The sequence below is a fragment of the Pseudonocardia sp. genome, assembly GCF_025965585.1.
In the GTDB taxonomy this organism is placed as follows: Bacteria; Actinomycetota; Actinomycetes; order Mycobacteriales; family Pseudonocardiaceae; genus Pseudonocardia.
On sequence record NZ_JAOPWR010000187.1, the window covers coordinates 1 to 16,397 of the forward strand.

17 protein-coding genes are annotated in these 16,397 nt (G+C 73.0%); 6 read left to right on the top strand and 11 right to left on the bottom strand.

The window, feature by feature from the left end; translation table 11 throughout:
- Positions 1 to 557, top strand: a 557-nt coding sequence (locus JWR81_RS12015) for an isocitrate lyase/phosphoenolpyruvate mutase family protein (RefSeq protein ID WP_297650609.1), incomplete at its 5' end; no start/stop codon positions are given.
- A gap of 203 nt (positions 558 to 760) precedes the next feature.
- Positions 761 to 1,849, top strand: coding sequence for a D-alanine--D-alanine ligase family protein (locus tag JWR81_RS12020; RefSeq protein ID WP_297650611.1), 1,089 nt, complete (start codon positions 761 to 763; stop codon positions 1,847 to 1,849).
- Between the two features lie 41 nt (positions 1,850 to 1,890).
- On the opposite strand, the gene JWR81_RS12025 is transcribed toward JWR81_RS12020, so the two are convergent.
- The 4 genes from JWR81_RS12025 to JWR81_RS12040 all read right to left on the bottom strand — a co-directional run bounded on the left by JWR81_RS12025 (position 1,891) and on the right by JWR81_RS12040 (position 4,693).
- Positions 1,891 to 3,153 carry an Nramp family divalent metal transporter gene (locus tag JWR81_RS12025; RefSeq protein WP_297650613.1) on the bottom strand — a complete coding sequence of 421 codons (1,263 nt, stop codon included), beginning with the start codon at positions 3,151 to 3,153 and terminating at the stop codon, positions 1,891 to 1,893.
- Complete coding sequence (locus JWR81_RS12030) at positions 3,150 to 3,809, bottom strand: metal-dependent transcriptional regulator (RefSeq protein WP_297650615.1); 660 nt, start codon at positions 3,807 to 3,809, stop codon at positions 3,150 to 3,152. Before JWR81_RS12030 ends, JWR81_RS12025 begins: the two co-directional genes overlap by 4 nt.
- An 81-nt stretch (positions 3,810 to 3,890) precedes the next feature.
- Positions 3,891 to 4,448 (bottom strand): DUF3515 domain-containing protein, encoded by a 558-nt coding sequence (locus JWR81_RS12035; RefSeq protein WP_297650617.1) that lies wholly within the window; start codon positions 4,446 to 4,448, stop codon positions 3,891 to 3,893.
- 8 nt (positions 4,449 to 4,456) lie between these two features.
- Positions 4,457 to 4,693: an Lrp/AsnC ligand binding domain-containing protein gene (locus JWR81_RS12040; RefSeq protein ID WP_297650619.1), complete on the bottom strand. Its 237-nt coding sequence runs from the start codon at positions 4,691 to 4,693 to the stop codon at positions 4,457 to 4,459.
- 95 nt (positions 4,694 to 4,788) lie between these two features.
- On the opposite strand from JWR81_RS12040, the gene JWR81_RS12045 reads away from it, so the two are divergent.
- Positions 4,789 to 5,775, top strand: coding sequence for a thiamine-phosphate kinase (locus JWR81_RS12045; protein WP_297650621.1), 987 nt, complete (start codon positions 4,789 to 4,791; stop codon positions 5,773 to 5,775).
- Here the strand turns inward: JWR81_RS12045 and JWR81_RS12050 are convergent.
- The 4 genes from JWR81_RS12050 to JWR81_RS12065 are packed head-to-tail and all read right to left on the bottom strand — an operon-like array spanning position 5,765 to position 10,325.
- Positions 5,765 to 6,322, bottom strand: coding sequence for a DinB family protein (locus JWR81_RS12050; protein WP_297650623.1), 558 nt, complete (start codon positions 6,320 to 6,322; stop codon positions 5,765 to 5,767). The genes JWR81_RS12045 and JWR81_RS12050 overlap by 11 nt on opposite strands.
- A gap of 36 nt (positions 6,323 to 6,358) precedes the next feature.
- On the bottom strand, positions 6,359 to 7,711 hold the full coding sequence (locus JWR81_RS12055; protein WP_297650641.1) for a heterodisulfide reductase-related iron-sulfur binding cluster: 1,353 nt from the start codon (positions 7,709 to 7,711) through the stop codon (positions 6,359 to 6,361).
- A 2-nt stretch (positions 7,712 to 7,713) separates the two neighbouring features.
- Positions 7,714 to 8,838 carry an FAD-binding protein gene (locus JWR81_RS12060; protein WP_297650625.1) on the bottom strand — a complete coding sequence of 375 codons (1,125 nt, stop codon included), beginning with the start codon at positions 8,836 to 8,838 and terminating at the stop codon, positions 7,714 to 7,716.
- Positions 8,835 to 10,325, bottom strand: coding sequence for an FAD-linked oxidase C-terminal domain-containing protein (locus JWR81_RS12065; protein ID WP_297650627.1), 1,491 nt, complete (start codon positions 10,323 to 10,325; stop codon positions 8,835 to 8,837). Before JWR81_RS12065 ends, JWR81_RS12060 begins: the two co-directional genes overlap by 4 nt.
- A gap of 224 nt (positions 10,326 to 10,549) precedes the next feature.
- Between JWR81_RS12065 and JWR81_RS12070 the strand changes: the two genes are divergently transcribed.
- Complete coding sequence (locus JWR81_RS12070; RefSeq protein ID WP_297650629.1) at positions 10,550 to 10,684, top strand: hypothetical protein; 135 nt, start codon at positions 10,550 to 10,552, stop codon at positions 10,682 to 10,684.
- Positions 10,685 to 10,704: 20 nt separating this feature from the next.
- On the opposite strand, the gene JWR81_RS12075 is transcribed toward JWR81_RS12070, so the two are convergent.
- Positions 10,705 to 11,469 carry an IclR family transcriptional regulator gene (locus tag JWR81_RS12075; protein ID WP_297650631.1) on the bottom strand — a complete coding sequence of 255 codons (765 nt, stop codon included), beginning with the start codon at positions 11,467 to 11,469 and terminating at the stop codon, positions 10,705 to 10,707.
- Between the two features lie 57 nt (positions 11,470 to 11,526).
- On the opposite strand from JWR81_RS12075, the gene JWR81_RS12080 reads away from it, so the two are divergent.
- Both JWR81_RS12080 and JWR81_RS12085 read left to right on the top strand, forming a co-directional pair.
- The gene (locus JWR81_RS12080; protein WP_297650633.1) at positions 11,527 to 13,623 is read left to right on the top strand and encodes a malate synthase G; all 2,097 of its coding nucleotides are present in this window, start codon (positions 11,527 to 11,529) and stop codon (positions 13,621 to 13,623) included.
- Positions 13,624 to 13,859: 236 nt separating this feature from the next.
- Complete coding sequence (locus JWR81_RS12085; RefSeq protein WP_367278778.1) at positions 13,860 to 15,038, top strand: MFS transporter; 1,179 nt, start codon at positions 13,860 to 13,862, stop codon at positions 15,036 to 15,038.
- Between the two features lie 85 nt (positions 15,039 to 15,123).
- Here JWR81_RS12085 and JWR81_RS12090 read toward each other — a convergent pair whose 3' ends face one another.
- Together JWR81_RS12090 and JWR81_RS12095 are read right to left on the bottom strand one after the other, a co-directional pair.
- Positions 15,124 to 15,744 (bottom strand): DUF3558 domain-containing protein, encoded by a 621-nt coding sequence (locus JWR81_RS12090; protein WP_297650637.1) that lies wholly within the window; start codon positions 15,742 to 15,744, stop codon positions 15,124 to 15,126.
- Positions 15,741 to 16,142 carry a hypothetical protein gene (locus JWR81_RS12095; RefSeq protein WP_297650639.1) on the bottom strand — a complete coding sequence of 134 codons (402 nt, stop codon included), beginning with the start codon at positions 16,140 to 16,142 and terminating at the stop codon, positions 15,741 to 15,743. Before JWR81_RS12095 ends, JWR81_RS12090 begins: the two co-directional genes overlap by 4 nt.
- Between the last annotated feature and the right edge of the window lie 255 nt (positions 16,143 to 16,397).

Here is a 16,397-nt window from a genome sequence, read left to right on the forward strand (position 1 = left end):
TGGCCGGCATCCACCTGGAGGACCAGGTGATGCCCAAGAAGTGCGGGCACATGAGCGGCAAGGCCGTGATCGCGCGCGAGGAGATGGTCGGCAAGATCCACGCGGCCGTCGCCGCCCGCCGCGACCCCGACTTCGTGATCATCGCCCGCACCGACGCCGCCGCCGTCCACGGCCTGGGCGACGCCATCGCCCGGGCTCGCGCGTACGCCGAGGCCGGCGCCGACGTGTTGTTCGTCGAGGCCCCCACCAGCGAGGACGACATCGCGCGCGTCGCCTCGGAGCTGCGCGGGGTGGCGCCGTTGGTGTTCAACTGGGCGGAGGGAGGCCGCACGCCCCCGATCCCGCTGGAGCGGATCACCGAGCTGGGCTTCTCGCTGGTGCTCTTCCCGATCGCCACCCTGCTGGCGGCGACGGCGGGCATCCAGTCCGTCCTCGCGACGATCCGCAAGGACGGCACCCCCGCGGCGGCGATGCCCGGCCTGCCGACGTTCGACGGCTTCACCGATCTCATCGGCCTGCCCGAGATCCGTGACCTGGAGCAGCGCTTCGGCAGCTGACGAGCCCGCGGGTCGAAACACCCGCGCCGGCGCGTCGGCAGGATCTGGCGTGCGGACCGGCACGACCTGGTGCGCGAGTCGGCACACCTGGGCGTCGTCCCTCACCGGTCCGTGCCGACTCGGCCGCCGATCCGTGTCGACTCGCGGGGTGTGGCGCCACCCGATCCGGTCCGAGCGGGGGATCCCGCCTACTCTCGGGCGCCATGACCAAGGTTCGCGTGGCCGTGGTGTTCGGCGGGCGCAGCAGTGAGCACGCCATCTCCTGCGTCTCGGCAGGCAGCGTGCTTGCGCATCTCGACCCGGAACGCTACGAGGTCGTCCCCGTCGGGATCTCCACCACGGGCGCGTGGGTCCTCGGCTCCGACGACCCGGGCGAGCTGGCCATCTCCGACCGCTCGCTGCCGTCCGTCGACGCCACGCGCACCGCGCTGGCGCTGCCCGGCGACCCGACGCGCGGCGGGCTCGTCGTGCTCGACCCGGAGCGCGCTGGGGAGGTGTTCTCCCGCGTCGACGTCGTGTTCCCCGTGCTGCACGGGCCCTTCGGCGAGGACGGCACGATCCAGGGCCTGCTCGAGATGGCCGGCGTGCCGTACGTCGGGGCGGGGGTGCTGGCCAGCGCGGCGGCCATGGACAAGGAGTTCACGAAGAAGCTCCTCGCCGCCGAGGGCCTGCCCAGCGGCGACTTCGTCACCCTGCGCCCCGGCACCACCACGCTGACCCCTCAGCAGCGCGACCGGCTCGGGCTGCCGGTCTTCGTCAAGCCGGCCCGCGCCGGGTCGTCCATGGGCATCACCCGCGTCACGGCCTGGGACGCCCTCGACACCGCGATCGCCGCGGCGCGCGAGCACGACCCGAAGGTGCTGGTGGAGGCTGCGCTGGTCGGGCGCGAGGTCGAGTGCGGTGTGCTCGAGCTGCCCGACGGCACGCTCCGCACGAGCCTGCCGGCCGAGGTGCGCCTGGTCGGGGGCGCGGAGTTCTACGACTTCGAGTCCAAGTACCTCGACGACGTCTGCGAGTTCGACATCCCGGCCAAGCTCGACGACGACGCCACAGCCGCGCTGCAGGACATGGCGATCGCGGCGTTCCGCGCGTTGGACGGCCAGGGGCTCGCCCGCGTCGACTTCTTCGTCGGACCGGACGGCGCGCTGACCGTCAACGAGGTCAACACGATGCCCGGGTTCACCCCGACGTCGATGTACCCGCGGATGTGGGCGGTCACGGGCGTCGACTACCCGACGCTGCTCACCACCCTCGTCGAGACGGCGCTCGCGCGGGGCACCGGCCTGCGCTGAGGCGCGACCCGCGATGGGGTGTGTCCGCTCGCGCGTGGGCGTCAGGCGCCCGTCACAGCCCGGACGATCAGGAAGGCGTTCAGGCCGATGATCGTGGCCGCTGCGAGGCTCGCCAGGATGGTGGTGCTCCGGCGGTTCACCAGCTCCGCCATGATGTCCGAGCGCCGCGTCAGCAGCACCAGGGGCACCAGCGCGAACGGGATGCCGAACGACAGCACCACCTGCGAGAGGACGAGTGCGCGGGTGGGGTCGAAGCCGACGCCCAGCACGATCAGCGCGGGCACGAGGGTGAGCAGCCTGCGCGCCAGCAGCGGGATGCTGCGCCGGATGAACCCCTGCATCACGACCTGGCCCGCGTACGTCCCCACGCCCGACGACGCGAAGCCCGACGCGAGCAGGGCCAGGGCGAAGGCCAGCGCGGCGGGCTGGTCGAGGGCCCGGGCGAGGCCGGCGTGCACGCCCTCGAGGGTGTCGGTGTCCGGGATGCCGGTGCCGAAGAACAGCGCGGCCGCGATCACGAGCATCGCCCCGTTGACCACGCCGGCGAGCCCCATCCCGACCAGTACGTCGGTCTGCTGGCGGCGCAGCAGGAACTTCCGTTCCTCGACGCCGACGGCCGGGATGCGGCCCTGGGTGAGCGCCGAGTGCAGATAGATGACGTGCGGCATCACGGTGGCGCCGAGGATGCCGGTGGCCAGCAGCAGGCTGTCGGTGCCGTCGAAGCGCGGGACGAGCCCGGCGGCGAGGTCGGCTCCTCCGACGTCGATGCGGAAGGCCGTGGTGAGGAAGCCCAGCAGGATCACGCAGAACAGGCCGGCGATGGCCAGCTCGAACGGGCGGAAGCCCTTGTTCTGCAGTGCCAGTAGCGCGAAGGCCACGAGCCCGGTGATGACGCCGCCGGTGAACAGCGGGATGCCGAACAGCAGGTTCAGGGCGATGGCGCCGCCGATCACCTCGGCGAGGTCGGTGGCGACGGCCACGAGCTCGGCCTGCACCCACATCAGCCGTGTGACGGGCCGCGGGAACTGCTCGCGGCACATCTCCGGCAGGTTGCGGCCGGTGGCCATGCCCAGCTTGGCCGAGAGCGTCTGGATGAGCATCGCGAGCAGGTTGGCGGCGACGATCACCCAGAGCAGCAGGTAGCCGAACTGCGCGCCCGCGGAGAAGTTCGTGGCGAAGTTGCCGGGGTCGACGTAGGCGATCGCCGCGACGAACGCGGGCCCGAAGAAGATGAGCCTGCTGCGCCACCCGCCGCGCTCGCGGATCTCCGTGATGGTCTGCGGCCGGTCGCCGGTGGTGGTCATGCCGTCCCCTCGATCCGTCCGTGCACGAGCCGTGTCAGCGGGATGCCGAGCGGGTGGCGCAGTCCGTCCACCGTGATCCAGTAGGGGCCTCCGAACGGCTCGGGCTCCTCGACGTCCAGCAGCGCTCCGGGGAGCACCCCGAGCTGCCCGAGGTGGCGCAGTGCGGCGCTGTCACGGTCGGACACCCGCTCGACCCGGAACCGGGAGCCGGGCGGAACGGCCTCCAACGGGACGCCCCAGCTCTCGCTGTGCGGCCCGTCGCGCGGCGGGATCGGGTCGCCGTGGGGGTCGTGGGTGGGGTGGCCGAGCGCGGCGTCGATGCGTTCCTCGAGGCGGTCGGACAGCGCGTGCTCCAGCAGTTCGGCCTCGGCGTGCACCTCGTCCCACGGCACGTCCAGCGCGCGGGCGAGGAACGTCTCCAGCAGCCGGTGGCGGCGGATCACCCGCAGCGCCTCGCGCTCGCCCGCGTCGGTCAGCCGGAACCCCCGGCCGTCGGACCGGTCGATCAGCTCGCCGTCCTCGAGCCGCTTGACCATGGCCGACACCGACGGGGAGGAGACGCCCAGCTCCTGGGCCAGCATGCCGGTGGTGACGGTGTCGCCGTGCGTGCCGAGGTGGTAGACGGCCTTCAGGTAGTCCTCGGTAGCGCGCGACATAGCCGTCATGATGGGGGACGGTAGACAGGGCTAACAACCGCGGAAAGGGTCGTCTCAGAGTGAGACGGGTCTCCACTCGGCCTAACGGACGGCGACGGGCGTGGCCGGCAGCGTCGTGCGCACCACGTCGGAGACCTGCTGCAACGGGCCACTGCCGGCGCTGACCGGAGAGGTCACCACGACGTACACCGGGCGGTCGACGGCCACGTAGGTGACGACCACCGGATCGGGGACGCCGTCGTCGAGCTGCAGCCAGTTGACCCCGTTGATCACCAGCAGCGACGACATCGGCGTCAGCTCCTGAGGCCGGGGGAGGCCGCAGCGAAGCACCACCGGCCGCGGCGACGCCGCCCAGGCCCGGACTCCGGGCTGCACGGGCTCGGCGAGGGCGCGCTGGGGGAGCGTGCCGCTGTCGGCAGGGAGGTCGCCGTCGAGGTGTGCCAGCAGCGCTGTGCACTGCGCGCCGGACGCCTGGGGAGCGTCGACGGGAGCGGCGGCGTACGGGGTGGTGTCGGGTGGCGGCGGTGCGCTCCCGTCCAGCCCGCGCGCCCGCATCGTGATCGCGATGCCCGCCACCACGAGCGCGAGCAGCAGTGGCAGGGCGATCGCGATCGCGACCGGAGGCGACAGACGGTTCACGGACCGGCTCAGCCCAGCTTGACCACGGGGCAGGTCAGCGTGCGGGTGATGCCGCCGACGCCCTGCACGCGGGCCACGACCAGCTGACCGAGCTCGTCCACGGTGCCGGCCTCGGCGCGGACGATCACGTCGTAGGGGCCGGTCACGTCCTCGGCTGAGAGGACGCCGGTGATACGGGAGATCTCACCGGCCACGGCGGCGGCCTTGCCGACCTCGGTCTGGACCAGGATGTAGGCCTGCACCACGGCGTGCCCCTTTCATCGACGGAGTGTCATCTTGACGGCAACACGAGACTGCGCAGGTGGGGACGTCGCAAGGGAAACGTACCGGAGGAGACCGCGTGCCCACATTCGCTGAGGCCTCGGACGATCGATCCGAGACGAGAGGCACACTCGCGGAGGTCGGCGAGTTCGGGCTGATCACGCGCGTGACGCACGACCGCGTGCAGCCCGCGGGCACCCTGCTCGGGCCCGGCGACGACGCGGCGGTCGTGGCCGCACCCGACGGCCGCGTGGTGGCGTGCGTCGACGTGCTGGTGGACACGGTGCACTTCCGGCTCGACTGGTCCACCCCCGAGCAGGTGGGGCGGAAGGCCGCGGCGGCCAACCTGGCCGACGTCGCGGCGATGGGTGCGGTGCCGACGGCGCTGCTCGTGGGCCTCGCCTGCCCGGCGGACACTCCCGTCGCCACGCTGGAGGGCCTGGCCGAGGGGCTGTGGGCGGAGGCGGGCGTCGCCGGTGTCGGGGTGGTGGGCGGCGACGTGGCCTCGGCGGCCACGCTCATGGTGTCGGTGACGGCGCTGGGCTCGCTGGAGGGGCGCCAGCCCGTGACCCGCGGCGGCGCGCGCCCGGGCGACGTGGTGGCCCTGTGCGGGCGTATCGGATGGTCGGCAGCGGGGCTCGCGGTGCTCTCCCGCGGCTTCCGGTCGCCGGTGACGGTGGTCGGAGCCCACCGGGTGCCGGAGCCGCCGTACGCCGCTGGTCCACAGGCCGCGAAGGCCGGAGCCACCGCGATGATCGACGTCTCGGACGGGCTGCTCGCCGACCTCGGCCACATCGCCGACGCGTCCGGGCTGGTGCTCGACGTGCGCGTGCCGGAGGTGCCGGACCGGCTCGCGGAGGTGGGGGCGGCGCTGGGGGCGGACCCGGTGCACTGGCTGCTGACCGGCGGCGAGGACCACGCCCTCGCGGCCACCTTCCCGCCCGACATCGCTCTCCCCGATGGCTGGACGGCGATCGGCTCCGCGCGAGCGGGGGAACCGGAGGTGCTGGTGGAGGGCAGGCCGTACACCGGAGGGCCGGCGGGCTGGGACCACTTCACCCGCTGACCCGGGCCCGGTACAGGTCGCGCAGCAGCGCGATCTCGGCACCGTGGTGGATGGCCTCGCGGTGGATGTGCAGCACGAGTGTGGCCATCGGCTCCTCGGCGAACGGCCCCTCGGCCGGACCGACGGGCCGCGCCATGGCGTCGGCGTCGACGCCGCGGACGCCTGCGATCCACGCGTCGTGGGTCTCGTCGAGCTGCCGGAGGGCCTCGGTGGCGGTGCCGGCGTAGCCGAAGTCGTCGTAGCTCACCGGCGGCCCGCCGAAGTGGCTCGCCGCTCGCATCCCGAACACCCCGACGATCACGTGCGCGAGCCGCCACGCGATGGTGGTGACGGGCGGCGGATCCGGCTCGGGGAACGTGAAGTCGACCGTGAACGGGCCCGAGCCCGGGGACCGGGTGGAGCCGCCCCGCGGCCGGACGTTCCAGGCGCCCGGCGCGGGCTCCCAGAGGTACTCCTCGTCGGTGAGCCCCTCGAACCGCGGGCGCAGGGCCCCGGTCCAGTGCCACTCCAGCTGCTCCACCAGGAGCGTCGTCCAGTCGATGCCCATGCCCGACACGCTAGGCAGGGACACCGACAGAACCGGTCAGGTGCGGGGGACCGGCACCCCGCGGATGCTCGCGTCCAGCAGTTGGACGGGGTGCAGGAGCGGGATGTCGGCACCGAGGTGCTTGCCGATCTGCAGCAGGCAGCCGGGGTTGGCCGTGACGATGATGTCCGGGTTCACCGACCGGACGTTGGCCGCCTTGCGAGCGCCGAGCTCGCCGGCCGCCTCGGGCGCCACCATGTTGTAGATGCCCGCCGAGCCGCAGCACAGCTCCGCCTCGGGCAGGTCCACCAGCTCCAGGCCGGGGATCGAGCGCAGTACCGCGCGCGGCTGCGCCCGCACCTTCTGCGCGTGCCCCAGGTGGCAGGCGTCGTGGTAGGCGACGCGGCCCTGCACCGGGTGGCGCTCGGCCCGCGGGCCCTGCTCGTCGGCGACGGCGTCGGCGAGCACCTCGTGGACGTCGCGGACGCGGGCGCTGAACGCCGCGGCCCGGTCGGCCCACGCGGGGTCGTCGGAGAGCAGGTGGGCGTACTCCTTCATCGACGAGCCGCAGCCCGCGACGTTGGTGACCACCGCGTCGACGGCGAGGGTCTCGAAAACGCCGATCTCGCGCTTCGCCCGCTCCAGCGCCGGAGCCTCGCGGCCGGCGTGCAGCTCCAGGGCGCCGCAGCACTGCTGGTCGCGGGGCACGAGCACCTCGTAGCCCTCGGCGGCCAGCACGCGCACCGTCGCCTCGTTGACGCGGTGGAAGAACACGTCCTGGACGCAGCCCGACAGCAGCGCGACGCGCCCGCGGCGCGGGCCGACGGCGGGGGTGAACACGGGCAGCGTCGCGAACGCCTCGCGCACCGACACGGGCGGCAGCAGCGACTCCATGGCCGCGAGCCGCCCGGGCAGCTTCTCGGCGAGCTTCCGGATCGCCGGCACCGCCCGGAGCTTCTGGTAGAGCGCACCGGGCAGGGCCGCCACGCGCAGCCGTCGCTTGTAGGGGAACAGCGTGAAGATCGCGTCGCGGAACAGCTTGTCGCCGCGGTCGCGCTCGACGTTGCGCTCGATCTGGGGCCGCACCGACTCCAGCAGCTTGTCGTACTGCACGCCCGACGGGCACGCCGTCACGCACGCCATGCAGCCCAGGCACGCGTCGATGTGCTCGGTGAACGGCCCGTCGAGGGCGATCTCGCCCTTCTCCGCGAGGTCCATGAGGTAGATGCGGCCGCGCGGGGAGTCCATCTCCTCGCCCCACAGCTGGTAGGTGGGACAGGTGGGCAGGCAGAAGCCGCAGTGCACGCAGTCGTCGAGCAGCTCCCGCTCGGGCGGGTGGTGCGCGTCGAAGCTGCTGGGTGCGGTCTGGGGGAGCTTGCTCTCGGCGGAGCCGGCGGGGGTGGTCACGATCGTCACATCCAGGGGTCGAAGCGACCCGGACCGAACCGGCCCTGCGGGTCGAGCGCGTTCTTGACGGACTTCAGCACGGCGATCGCGGACGGCGGCGGCCCCCACGAGGGCACGTCGGCGCCTGCGGGCCGCGAGCGCACCACCGAGGTCCCACCCGCGGCGTGCACGAGCGCATGGGCCTCGGCGACGCCGGCCGGATCGAGGGAGACGGTGGCGACACCGGTACCGAGACCAGCGGTGATGCCCGTGACGGCCGGAAGGGAGGCGATCAGGGACGGCAGCCGCGACGGCAGCGACCCGACGCGCAGCGAGGCGGAACCGTCCGTGCCGCGCACGAGCGCGGCATGCCGGTCCCACCCGTCTGTCGGGCGAGCGGCACCCCCCTCGGTCCCGATCACCCTCGAGAGGCGGTCGACCCGGGCGCGGAGGGCCGCTTCCGTTCCCTCGATCCGGACGAGCAGCGTGCCCTCGGCAGCTGACTCGCCCACCCACTCCAGCGCGACCGGCTCGTACGGGCCGCCCAGCACGCGCGCGGCGTGCTCGGGCGCCTCGGCGAGCGGGCAGTCCAGCGCCAGCGTGGCCGTCGCCTTGGCCACCGGGTGCAGCCGCAGCACGACCTCGGCCACCACGGCGAGGGTGCCGTAGGAGCCGTGCACGAGCTTGGAGAGGTCGAAGCCGGCCACGTTCTTGATCACGTGCCCGCCGCTGTGCGCGATGGTGCCGTCGGCCAGCACCAGCGTGGTGCCGATGACGAGGTCGCGCAGCAAGCCGTGGATCAGCGCGGACGGACCGGCGTCGGCCGTGGCCAGCAGCCCGCCGACCGTGGCGCCGTCGGCCACGCGGGCGGCGTCGAACGACACGTGCTGGCCGTGCGGGGCGAGCTCCTCGACGAGCGCGCGCAGCGGCGTGCCGGCACGCACCGAGACGGTCATGTCGCCCGGGTTGTGGGTGATCACGCCGGTCAGTGCGGTGGTGTCGAGCACGGCGTCGACGGCACCGAGCGGGCCCGCCCAGTCGGCGGCCGTGCCGGCGCCGGCGATCGCGATCGGGCCCGCGGTGTCCAGGACCGCGGTGCGGACGCCGTCGACGTCCTCGGGCCGCAGCGAGGTGGGAGTGGGCGTACTCATAGCCGCTCGATCACTCCGGACTCCTCCAACGGGTGGGGCTTGTACTTCCCGGGACGCTCGCCGCACAGCCGCGGTGTCGGCAGGACCTTGCCCGGGTTGCAGATGTTGTGGGCGTCGAAGGCGGCGCGCACCCGCCGCATGACGTCCAGGTCGTCGTCGGAGAACATCTTCGGCATCGAGCACGCCTTGTCGGTGCCGATGCCGTGCTCGCCGGAGAGCGATCCGCCGAACTCGACGCACAGCTCGGCGATCTCGCCCGACAGCTTCTCGGCGCGCTCGGTCTCCCCGGCGGCCGCGCTGTAGAGCACCAGCGGGTGCAGGTTGCCGTCGCCGGCGTGGAAGACGTTGGCCACGCGGATACCCGCCTCGTCGCCGAGCTCGGCGATGCGGTCGAGCACCTCGGCCAGCCGCGTGCGGGGGACAACGCCGTCCTGCACGAAGTAGTCGGGGCTGATCCGGCCGACCGCGGCGAACGCGGCCTTGCGCCCCCGCCAGATCGCCGCGCGCTCCTCGGGCGAGCCCGCGATGTGCAGCCGGGTGCAGCCGTGCTTCTCGCAGATGGCCTTGACCTGCTCGAACTGGGAGTCGCACTCCTCGATCGGCCCGTCCAGCTCGACGACCAGCGCGGCCGGGACGCCGACGGTGTAGCCCGCGTGCACGGCCTCCTCGGCGGCCTCGATCGCAAGGGTGTCCATCATCTCGACGGCCGCGGGCACGATCCCTGCGGAGACGATGCCGCTCACGACGTCGCCCGCGGCGCGGACGGACGGGAAGTCGGCGAGCAGCGTCCGCACGGTCTCGGGGGTGCGCAGCAGCTTCACGGTGATCTTCGTGGTGATGCCGAGCGTGCCCTCGGAGCCGAGGAACACCCCGCGCAGGTCCGGGCCGGCCTGCTCGCCGGTGTCGGAGCCGAGCGTGACGACGGAGCCGTCGGGCAGCACCACCTCGACGGAGTAGACGTGGTTGGTGGTGAAGCCGTACTTGAGGCAGTGGGCGCCGCCGGAGTTCTCCGCGACGTTGCCGCCGATCGTGCAGACCTGCTGGCTGGACGGGTCGGGCGCGTAGTACAAGCCGTGTGGCGCCGCCGCGGCGGTGATCTCCAGGTTCGTGACGCCCGGCTCCACCACCGCGCGCCGGTCGAGCGGGTCCACCTCCAGCACGCGCTTGAGCCGCGCCAGGCTGATCACCACGCCCTCGGCCACCGGGAGTGCACCACCGGAGAGCCCGGTGCCCGCGCCGCGCGCGACGAAGGGCACGCCGTGCTCGGCGCAGACCCGCACCGCGGCGGCCACCTGCGCCGCGTCGCGGGGGAGGAGCACGAGCTGCGGGGTGACCCGGTAGCCGGTGAGCCCGTCGCACTCGTAGGCGCGGCACCTCACCGGGTCGCTGATCACGTCGTGGGGGTCGAGCGCCCGCTCGAAGGCTTGGCGCACCGCACCGTCGACCTTCCCCGCGACCGCACCGCCGATCGTTCCGCCGAGCGTCATCGCCGCCTCCTCGCCGTCGAGCCGATCGCCGCGGCCGACCCTACGTCCCGATCCCCGGTGTCGCCCGGTGATCGGGGGCCGCGCGCTGGGCGGAAACGGCCCGACGTGGTCTGATCCGTTCGTCCGATGTGGTGATGCGCACTACCCGATCGGCGAGGCGTGACCTGATCGCGACACGATCGGTTGATCATCTGTCCGCCACATGATCTTCCCGGGAGGTGCACGTGGGTCCGCGTCGAACGCTCCAGCTGTCGCTCATCGTCGCGGCGGCCGTGGCGATCCTGATCGCGCTGACGGGAGCGCTGTCGCCGGCGGGCGCGGAGCCCGTCCGGGTGCCCGGGGTGTCGGTCACCCGCTGAGCCGGCCGCCCGCGCGGCGCTCACGCGCCGACCTTCCCGGCGAGGAGCTCCTCCAGTGTCCGCGCGGCCGCCACCACCAGCGGCGCGATGCGCGCCATCGCCGCTTCGTCCACGCGGCCCTGGGGGCCCGACACCGACACGGCCACCGGCCCGGTGGGCCCCGGCACGGCCACGGCGACGCAGCGCACGCCGGCTTCCTGCTCGCCCTCGTCGCGGATCCAGCCCCGCTCGCGGGCGAGCGCGAGCTCGGAGCGCAGGGCACCGGGGTCGGTGATGGTGGTGGGCGTGACGGCGGGCAGCCCGGTGCGGGCGATCAGCGCGTCGACCTCGGCGCCGGGCAGCAGGCTCAGCAGCGCCTTGCCCACTCCCGTGCAGTGCAGCGGGACGCGCCTGCCGATCTCGGTGAACATCCGCACCGAGTGCGGTGACGGCACCTGCGCGACGTAGACGGCGCGGTCGCCGTCGAGCAGGGCCAGGTTGGCCGTCTCCCCGACGGTGTCGACGAGATCGGTGAGGACGGGTGTGGCCCAGCGCCCCAGGAGCTTCGACGCGGTGTCGCCGAGACGGACCAGGCGGGCGCCGAGCGTGTAGCGGCGCGACGGCACCTGGCGGAGGTAGCCGAGGTCGACGAGCGTGCGCACGATGCGGTGGGTCGTGCCCGGCGCCAGGCCCGTGCGGCCGGCCAGCTCGGACAGCCCGGCCTCGCCGCCCATCTCGCCGATGGCCTCCAGCAACTCGAAGCCGCGGACCAGGGACTGGACGCCTCCAGCGGCGGGTGCACTCACAGAACGCACCATACTTCCGTACTGTGGAAAAGTCACTCCGTCTGGTAGAAAAGAGCGATGACGTCGACTCTGCAGATCGACCCGGCACTGCGCGCGTTCGTCGCGGACGAACTGCTGCCCGGGCTCGACATCACGCCTGACCGGTTCTGGAACGCCCTCGTCGAGCTCCAGGGCCGCTTCGCTCCGCGCATCGGCGAGCTGCTGGCCCGCCGCGACGCGCTGCAGGAGCAGCTCGACGCCTGGCACCGCGAGCACGGTGCGGGCGACGCCGCGTCCTACGCCGCGTTCCTCACCGAGATCGGCTACCTGCTGCCCGAGGCGCAGCCCCAGGTGCAGGTCGACCGCGTGGACGCCGAGATCGCGGACGTCCCCGGCCCCCAGCTGGTGGTACCCGCCACGGTCCCGCGCTACGCGCTCAACGCCGCCAACGCCCGCTGGGGCTCGCTGTTCGACGCCCTCTACGGCACCGACGCGCTCCCGCAGGACCACGACCTCGCCCCCGGCTACGACGAGGCCCGCGGCGCGCAGGTGATCGCGGCCGCCGACGAGCTGCTCGACGAGCTGTTCCCGCTGGCGTCCGGCAGCCACGCCGACGTCACCGCCTACACGGTGGAGGGCGGCGCGCTGACGCCCGCGCTCGCCGATCCGTCGCAGTTCGCGGGCTCCGCCGACGGCGCCGTCCTCCTGCAGCGCAACGGCCTGCACCTCCAGCTGACCGTCGACCCCTCACACCAGGTGGGCCGCCAGCACCACGCCGACGTCGCCGACGTCCTGCTGGAGTCGGCCGTCACCACGATCGTCGACCTCGAGGACTCCGTCGCCACCGTCGACGGCGAGGACAAGGCCGCCGCCTACCGCACCTGGCTCGGCCTGATGACCGGCAACCTGGTGTCGTCGTTCGAGAAGGGCGGGAAGAAGGTCGAGCGTCGCGTCAACGGCGACCGCTCCTACACCGCGCCCGACGGCTCCGACCTCACGCTGCCCGGCCGCTCGCTGCTGCTCGTCCGCAACTGCGGCCACCACATGACCACCAACGCCGTACTCACCGCAGACGGCACCGAGGTGGCCGAGGGCGTGCTCGACGCGCTGGTCACCGCCACCGCGGCGCTGCACGACCTGCGCGGCCTGGGCCGCTTCTCCAACTCGCGCGCCGGCAGCGTGTACATCGTCAAGCCCAAGCAGCACGGGCCCGACGAGGTCGCGCTCACCGTCGAGCTGTTCGCGGCCGTCGAGGAGGCGCTCGGCATGGAGCCGCGCACTCTCAAGATCGGCATCATGGACGAGGAGAAGCGCACCTCGCTCAACCTCTCGGCGTGCCTGGCCGCGGCGCAGGACCGGGTGATCTTCGTGAACACCGGCTTCCTCGACCGCACCGGCGACGAGATCCACAGCGACTTCGAGGCCGGGCCGGTCGTGCGCAAGGACGACATGAAGTCCACCGCGTGGCTGAACGGCTACGAGGACCGCAACGTCGACGTCGCGCTGCACGCGGGCTTCGCGGGCAAGGCGCAGGTCGGCAAGGGCATGTGGGCCAAGCCCGCGGCCATGGCGGCGATGCTGGAGCAGAAGGGCGCCCAGCCGAAGGCCGGCGCCAACTGCGCGTGGGTGCCCTCGCCCACCGCGGCCACGCTGCACGCGCTGCACTACCTGCGCACCGACGTCCACGCGCGGCAGGCCGAGCTGGCCGGCCGCACCACGGACCGCAACCTCCTGCTGGAGGTGCCGGTGCTGACCGGCACCCTGACCGACGACGAGAAGCGCCACGAGCTCGAGACCAACGCCCAGTCGATCCTCGGCTACGTCGTGCGCTGGGTCGGGCTGGGCATCGGCTGCTCCACGGTGCCGGACCTCGAGGGCGTCGGGCTGATGGAGGACCGCGCGACCCTGCGCATCTCCAGCCAGCTCATCGCCAACTGGCTGCGTCACGGGGTGGTCGAGGAGTCGCTGGTGCGCGAGACGTTCGCGCGGATGGCGGCGGTGGTGGACGAGCAGAACGCCAAGGAGCCGGGCTACCGGCCGATGGCCAAGGACCTGGCGACCAGCGAGTCCTTCCAGGCTGCCCTCGACCTGGTCTTCTCGGGCCGCCAGGAGCCCAACGGCTACACGGAGCGCGCCCTGACCAGCTGGCGGCAGAAGGCCAAGGCGAGCGCCTGACCCAGCGAGCACCCGGCCACGTCCCGCGAGTAGCCAGGACGGGCCCGCGAGCCGGGCCGGGGGCGAGTCGGCACGTCGTGGTGCGCGGGTCGACATGACCGCGCTCGCGAGTCGACCCGGAACGCTGCGCGAGTCGGGCGCCGGACGTCCGCGAGTCGAGACAGCTGGGCCGCGTGAACAGGCACGGAACGGCGGTCGAGCGACCGTCGAGGATTGCGATCGGAGAGGTCAGGGACGTGCGGAGCTGGGTGCGGGTGGCGGCAGGGCTGTTCGCCATCGGGTACGGAGCCAACCAGTTCAGCCCGCTGATGGTGGCCTACCGCGAGCAGGAGCACTTCTCGGCGGTCATGGTGGCGGCGTTCTTCGGCGTCTACGCGGCGGGGCTCGCGCCAGGGCTGCTGCTCGGCGGTCCGGCGTCCGACCGATGGGGCAGGCGGCGGCTGATGCTGCCCGCCCTCGCGGTGTCGGCGCCCGCGAGCGCGGTGCTGGCTTTGGGCGCGCTGCCGTCCCTGTCGGAGCCGGCGCTGTACGTCGGCCGGTTCCTGTTCGGCGTGGTCACGGGCGTCGCGATGGTCGTCGGCACGTCGTGGGTGAAGGAGCTCTCCCAGCCACCTCATGACGCCGCGGACCCCGGCGCGGGAGCGCGACGGGCCGCGCTGGCGCTGTCGGCGGGCTTCGGGATCGGCCCGCTCGTGGGTGGGCTGCTGGCGCGGTTCGGGCCGTTCCCGCTCGAGATGCCCTACGTGGCGCACATCGTGATCACGGTGGTGGTGCTGGCCGTTGCGGTCGGAGCACCGGACACGGGCACCGATCTCGCCCCGGTGCTGCGGGTCCGGGTGCACCTGCCCCGCCGGTTCCTCCGGGTGGTGCTGCCGATGGCGCCGTGGGTGTTCGGGGCGGTGGCGATCTCGTTCGCGGTCCAGCCCGCGGCACTCGGCGCGGGCGGCGGGAGCCTCCTGTTCGCGACACTGCTCGCCGCCCTCACCCAGACGACAGGCGTGTGCATCCAGTCGTGGGCCCGCAGGCTCGACAGCCGCTCTCCCGTCCTGGCCGCGCGGGTCGGGCTCGGGGCTGTGCTCGCCGGCACGGTGGTGGCCGCCGCCGCGGCGGCGCTCGGGTCGCCGGTGCTCGCGGTCCCGGCCTCGCTCGTGCTGGGCGCCGGATACGGCCTGTGCCTGGTGGCGGGCCTGCTGGAGGTGCAGCGGATGGCCGAGCCGGAGCACCTCGCGGGCCTGACCGCGGTCTTCTACAGCCTGACCTACGTCGGGTTCCTCCTGCCGGTGCTGCTCGCCGCCCTGACCGGGCTGGTCGGCTACCCGGTCCTGCTCGCCGGCCTCGCCGTACTGGTCGCCCTCAGCTTCGCGGTGGTGGTGCGCAACGGACGCAGCGCCCCGGTGCTGGAGTCGGTGGGCTGACGGCCTGCTCGCGACGATCGCGTGAGATGCGGGTTCCTGCTGTTCGAGCAGCAGGAACACCCGGCTCGGGGCGATCGTCGCGGGATCAGCGGAGGGGTGGGAGGTTGGAGAGGATCATCTCGGCCATCCGGCGTGACGGGCCGCACGGGTCGGCCAGTGGGCGGCCGGCGAGGTTGCCGTCGGTGCTGACGGCCTGGTAGTCGGCGATGGCGGTGTAGATGGTGCAGACCGGCCCGGCCACGTCATCAGCGTGCAACGCCGGGTGCCCGAAGATCTCGATCGGCTTGAACACGGCGAACGTGTCGCGCACGAGGTAGAGCCCGTCGAGGGACGGGATGGCCGGATCCGTGTTGATCTGCAGGCCGGCGGGGTTCGACACGTCATTGTTGCGGGTCCAGCCGCACGTCTGCGCCGAACCTGCCGTGCCCGATCTCGCGGAGCTCGGATCGAGACCGAGTTCGGCCAGCTGGGTCGGCGTGAGCAGATCGCACGCACTGATGCCGCGCGCATCGAGGGGGGCACCAACGGCAGGGGCCAGGCGTGGCGATGGCTTCGACGATGGCATTGGCCCTGGCTGATGATCCAGTGCCGACGCCCGTCCGTCGCCGGAATGCGCGGTCGCTTCCCGGCCGCCGGCGTCGGTGGCGCAGCCTGAGGCGAGGGCGGCGGCTGCGAGAGCGACGGCGAACCATCCCCGGGCGATCACGCGCGCCGACCGCCGTTCACCCGTTCCACCTCGCGGTAGGCGTCGAGTTGCTGCTGCAGGGCGACCCGCGTGGCCTCGATCCGGTCCGCGAAAGCAGTGATGTAGCCGACTGCGCGAGCTGCCATGACTCCCCCGTTGCGAGCCACGTTCTCGCTGACAGGGTCGTATCTGGGTGCCTCAAAGCTGAGTCTCCGCGTATCCAGCAGCAGCATCCGGATGTCGGCGGTGATCCGGTCCAGCTCCCGGATGCACGCCTGCGCCCGTTCCGGATCGACGACGTACCCTCCGGCCGCCCGCGCCGCCCCGGTCTGATCCACCTTCGCCATCCACAACCGCCACTGAGCAGCCTCGATCTCACCCTCGAGCCCGCTCCCACCGCCGTCCGGGATGTTCGCCATGCGGGGATCGTCCCATTCCGACCCGGCCACGCGTGGGTGTTCCGCACGACAGAGCGGATCCTCCGACGGATATCCAGCTCCCGGCCTGCCCCGATACCGGACGGACGATCAGCTCGGCACCGCGTCCGCCGCGCGGTACGGCGTCCGTTCCGGACGCGACCACCGTCACCCGCAGGACGTCGCCGGCGGATCGTAGGGTCGGGACGTGCTCGATCTCCGCCCCGTTCCCTTCGATCATCCCGACGCGGTGCGTCT

What these genes read in the sequence shown, in the direction of transcription:
- JWR81_RS12020 (WP_297650611.1), top strand. Translation starts at nt 761, where the DNA reads ATGACCAAGGTTCGCGTGGCCGTGGTGTTCGGCGGGCGCAGCAGTGAG.
- JWR81_RS12025 (WP_297650613.1), bottom strand. Translation starts at nt 3,153, where the DNA reads ATGACCACCACCGGCGACCGGCCGCAGACCATCACGGAGATCCGCGAG.
- JWR81_RS12030 (WP_297650615.1), bottom strand. Translation starts at nt 3,809, where the DNA reads ATGTCGCGCGCTACCGAGGACTACCTGAAGGCCGTCTACCACCTCGGC.
- JWR81_RS12050 (WP_297650623.1), bottom strand. Translation starts at nt 6,322, where the DNA reads ATGGGCATCGACTGGACGACGCTCCTGGTGGAGCAGCTGGAGTGGCAC.
- JWR81_RS12060 (WP_297650625.1), bottom strand. Translation starts at nt 8,838, where the DNA reads ATGAGTACGCCCACTCCCACCTCGCTGCGGCCCGAGGACGTCGACGGC.
- JWR81_RS12065 (WP_297650627.1), bottom strand. Translation starts at nt 10,325, where the DNA reads ATGACGCTCGGCGGAACGATCGGCGGTGCGGTCGCGGGGAAGGTCGAC.
- JWR81_RS12080 (WP_297650633.1), top strand. Translation starts at nt 11,527, where the DNA reads ATGACGTCGACTCTGCAGATCGACCCGGCACTGCGCGCGTTCGTCGCG.
- JWR81_RS12095 (WP_297650639.1), bottom strand. Translation starts at nt 16,142, where the DNA reads ATGGCGAACATCCCGGACGGCGGTGGGAGCGGGCTCGAGGGTGAGATC.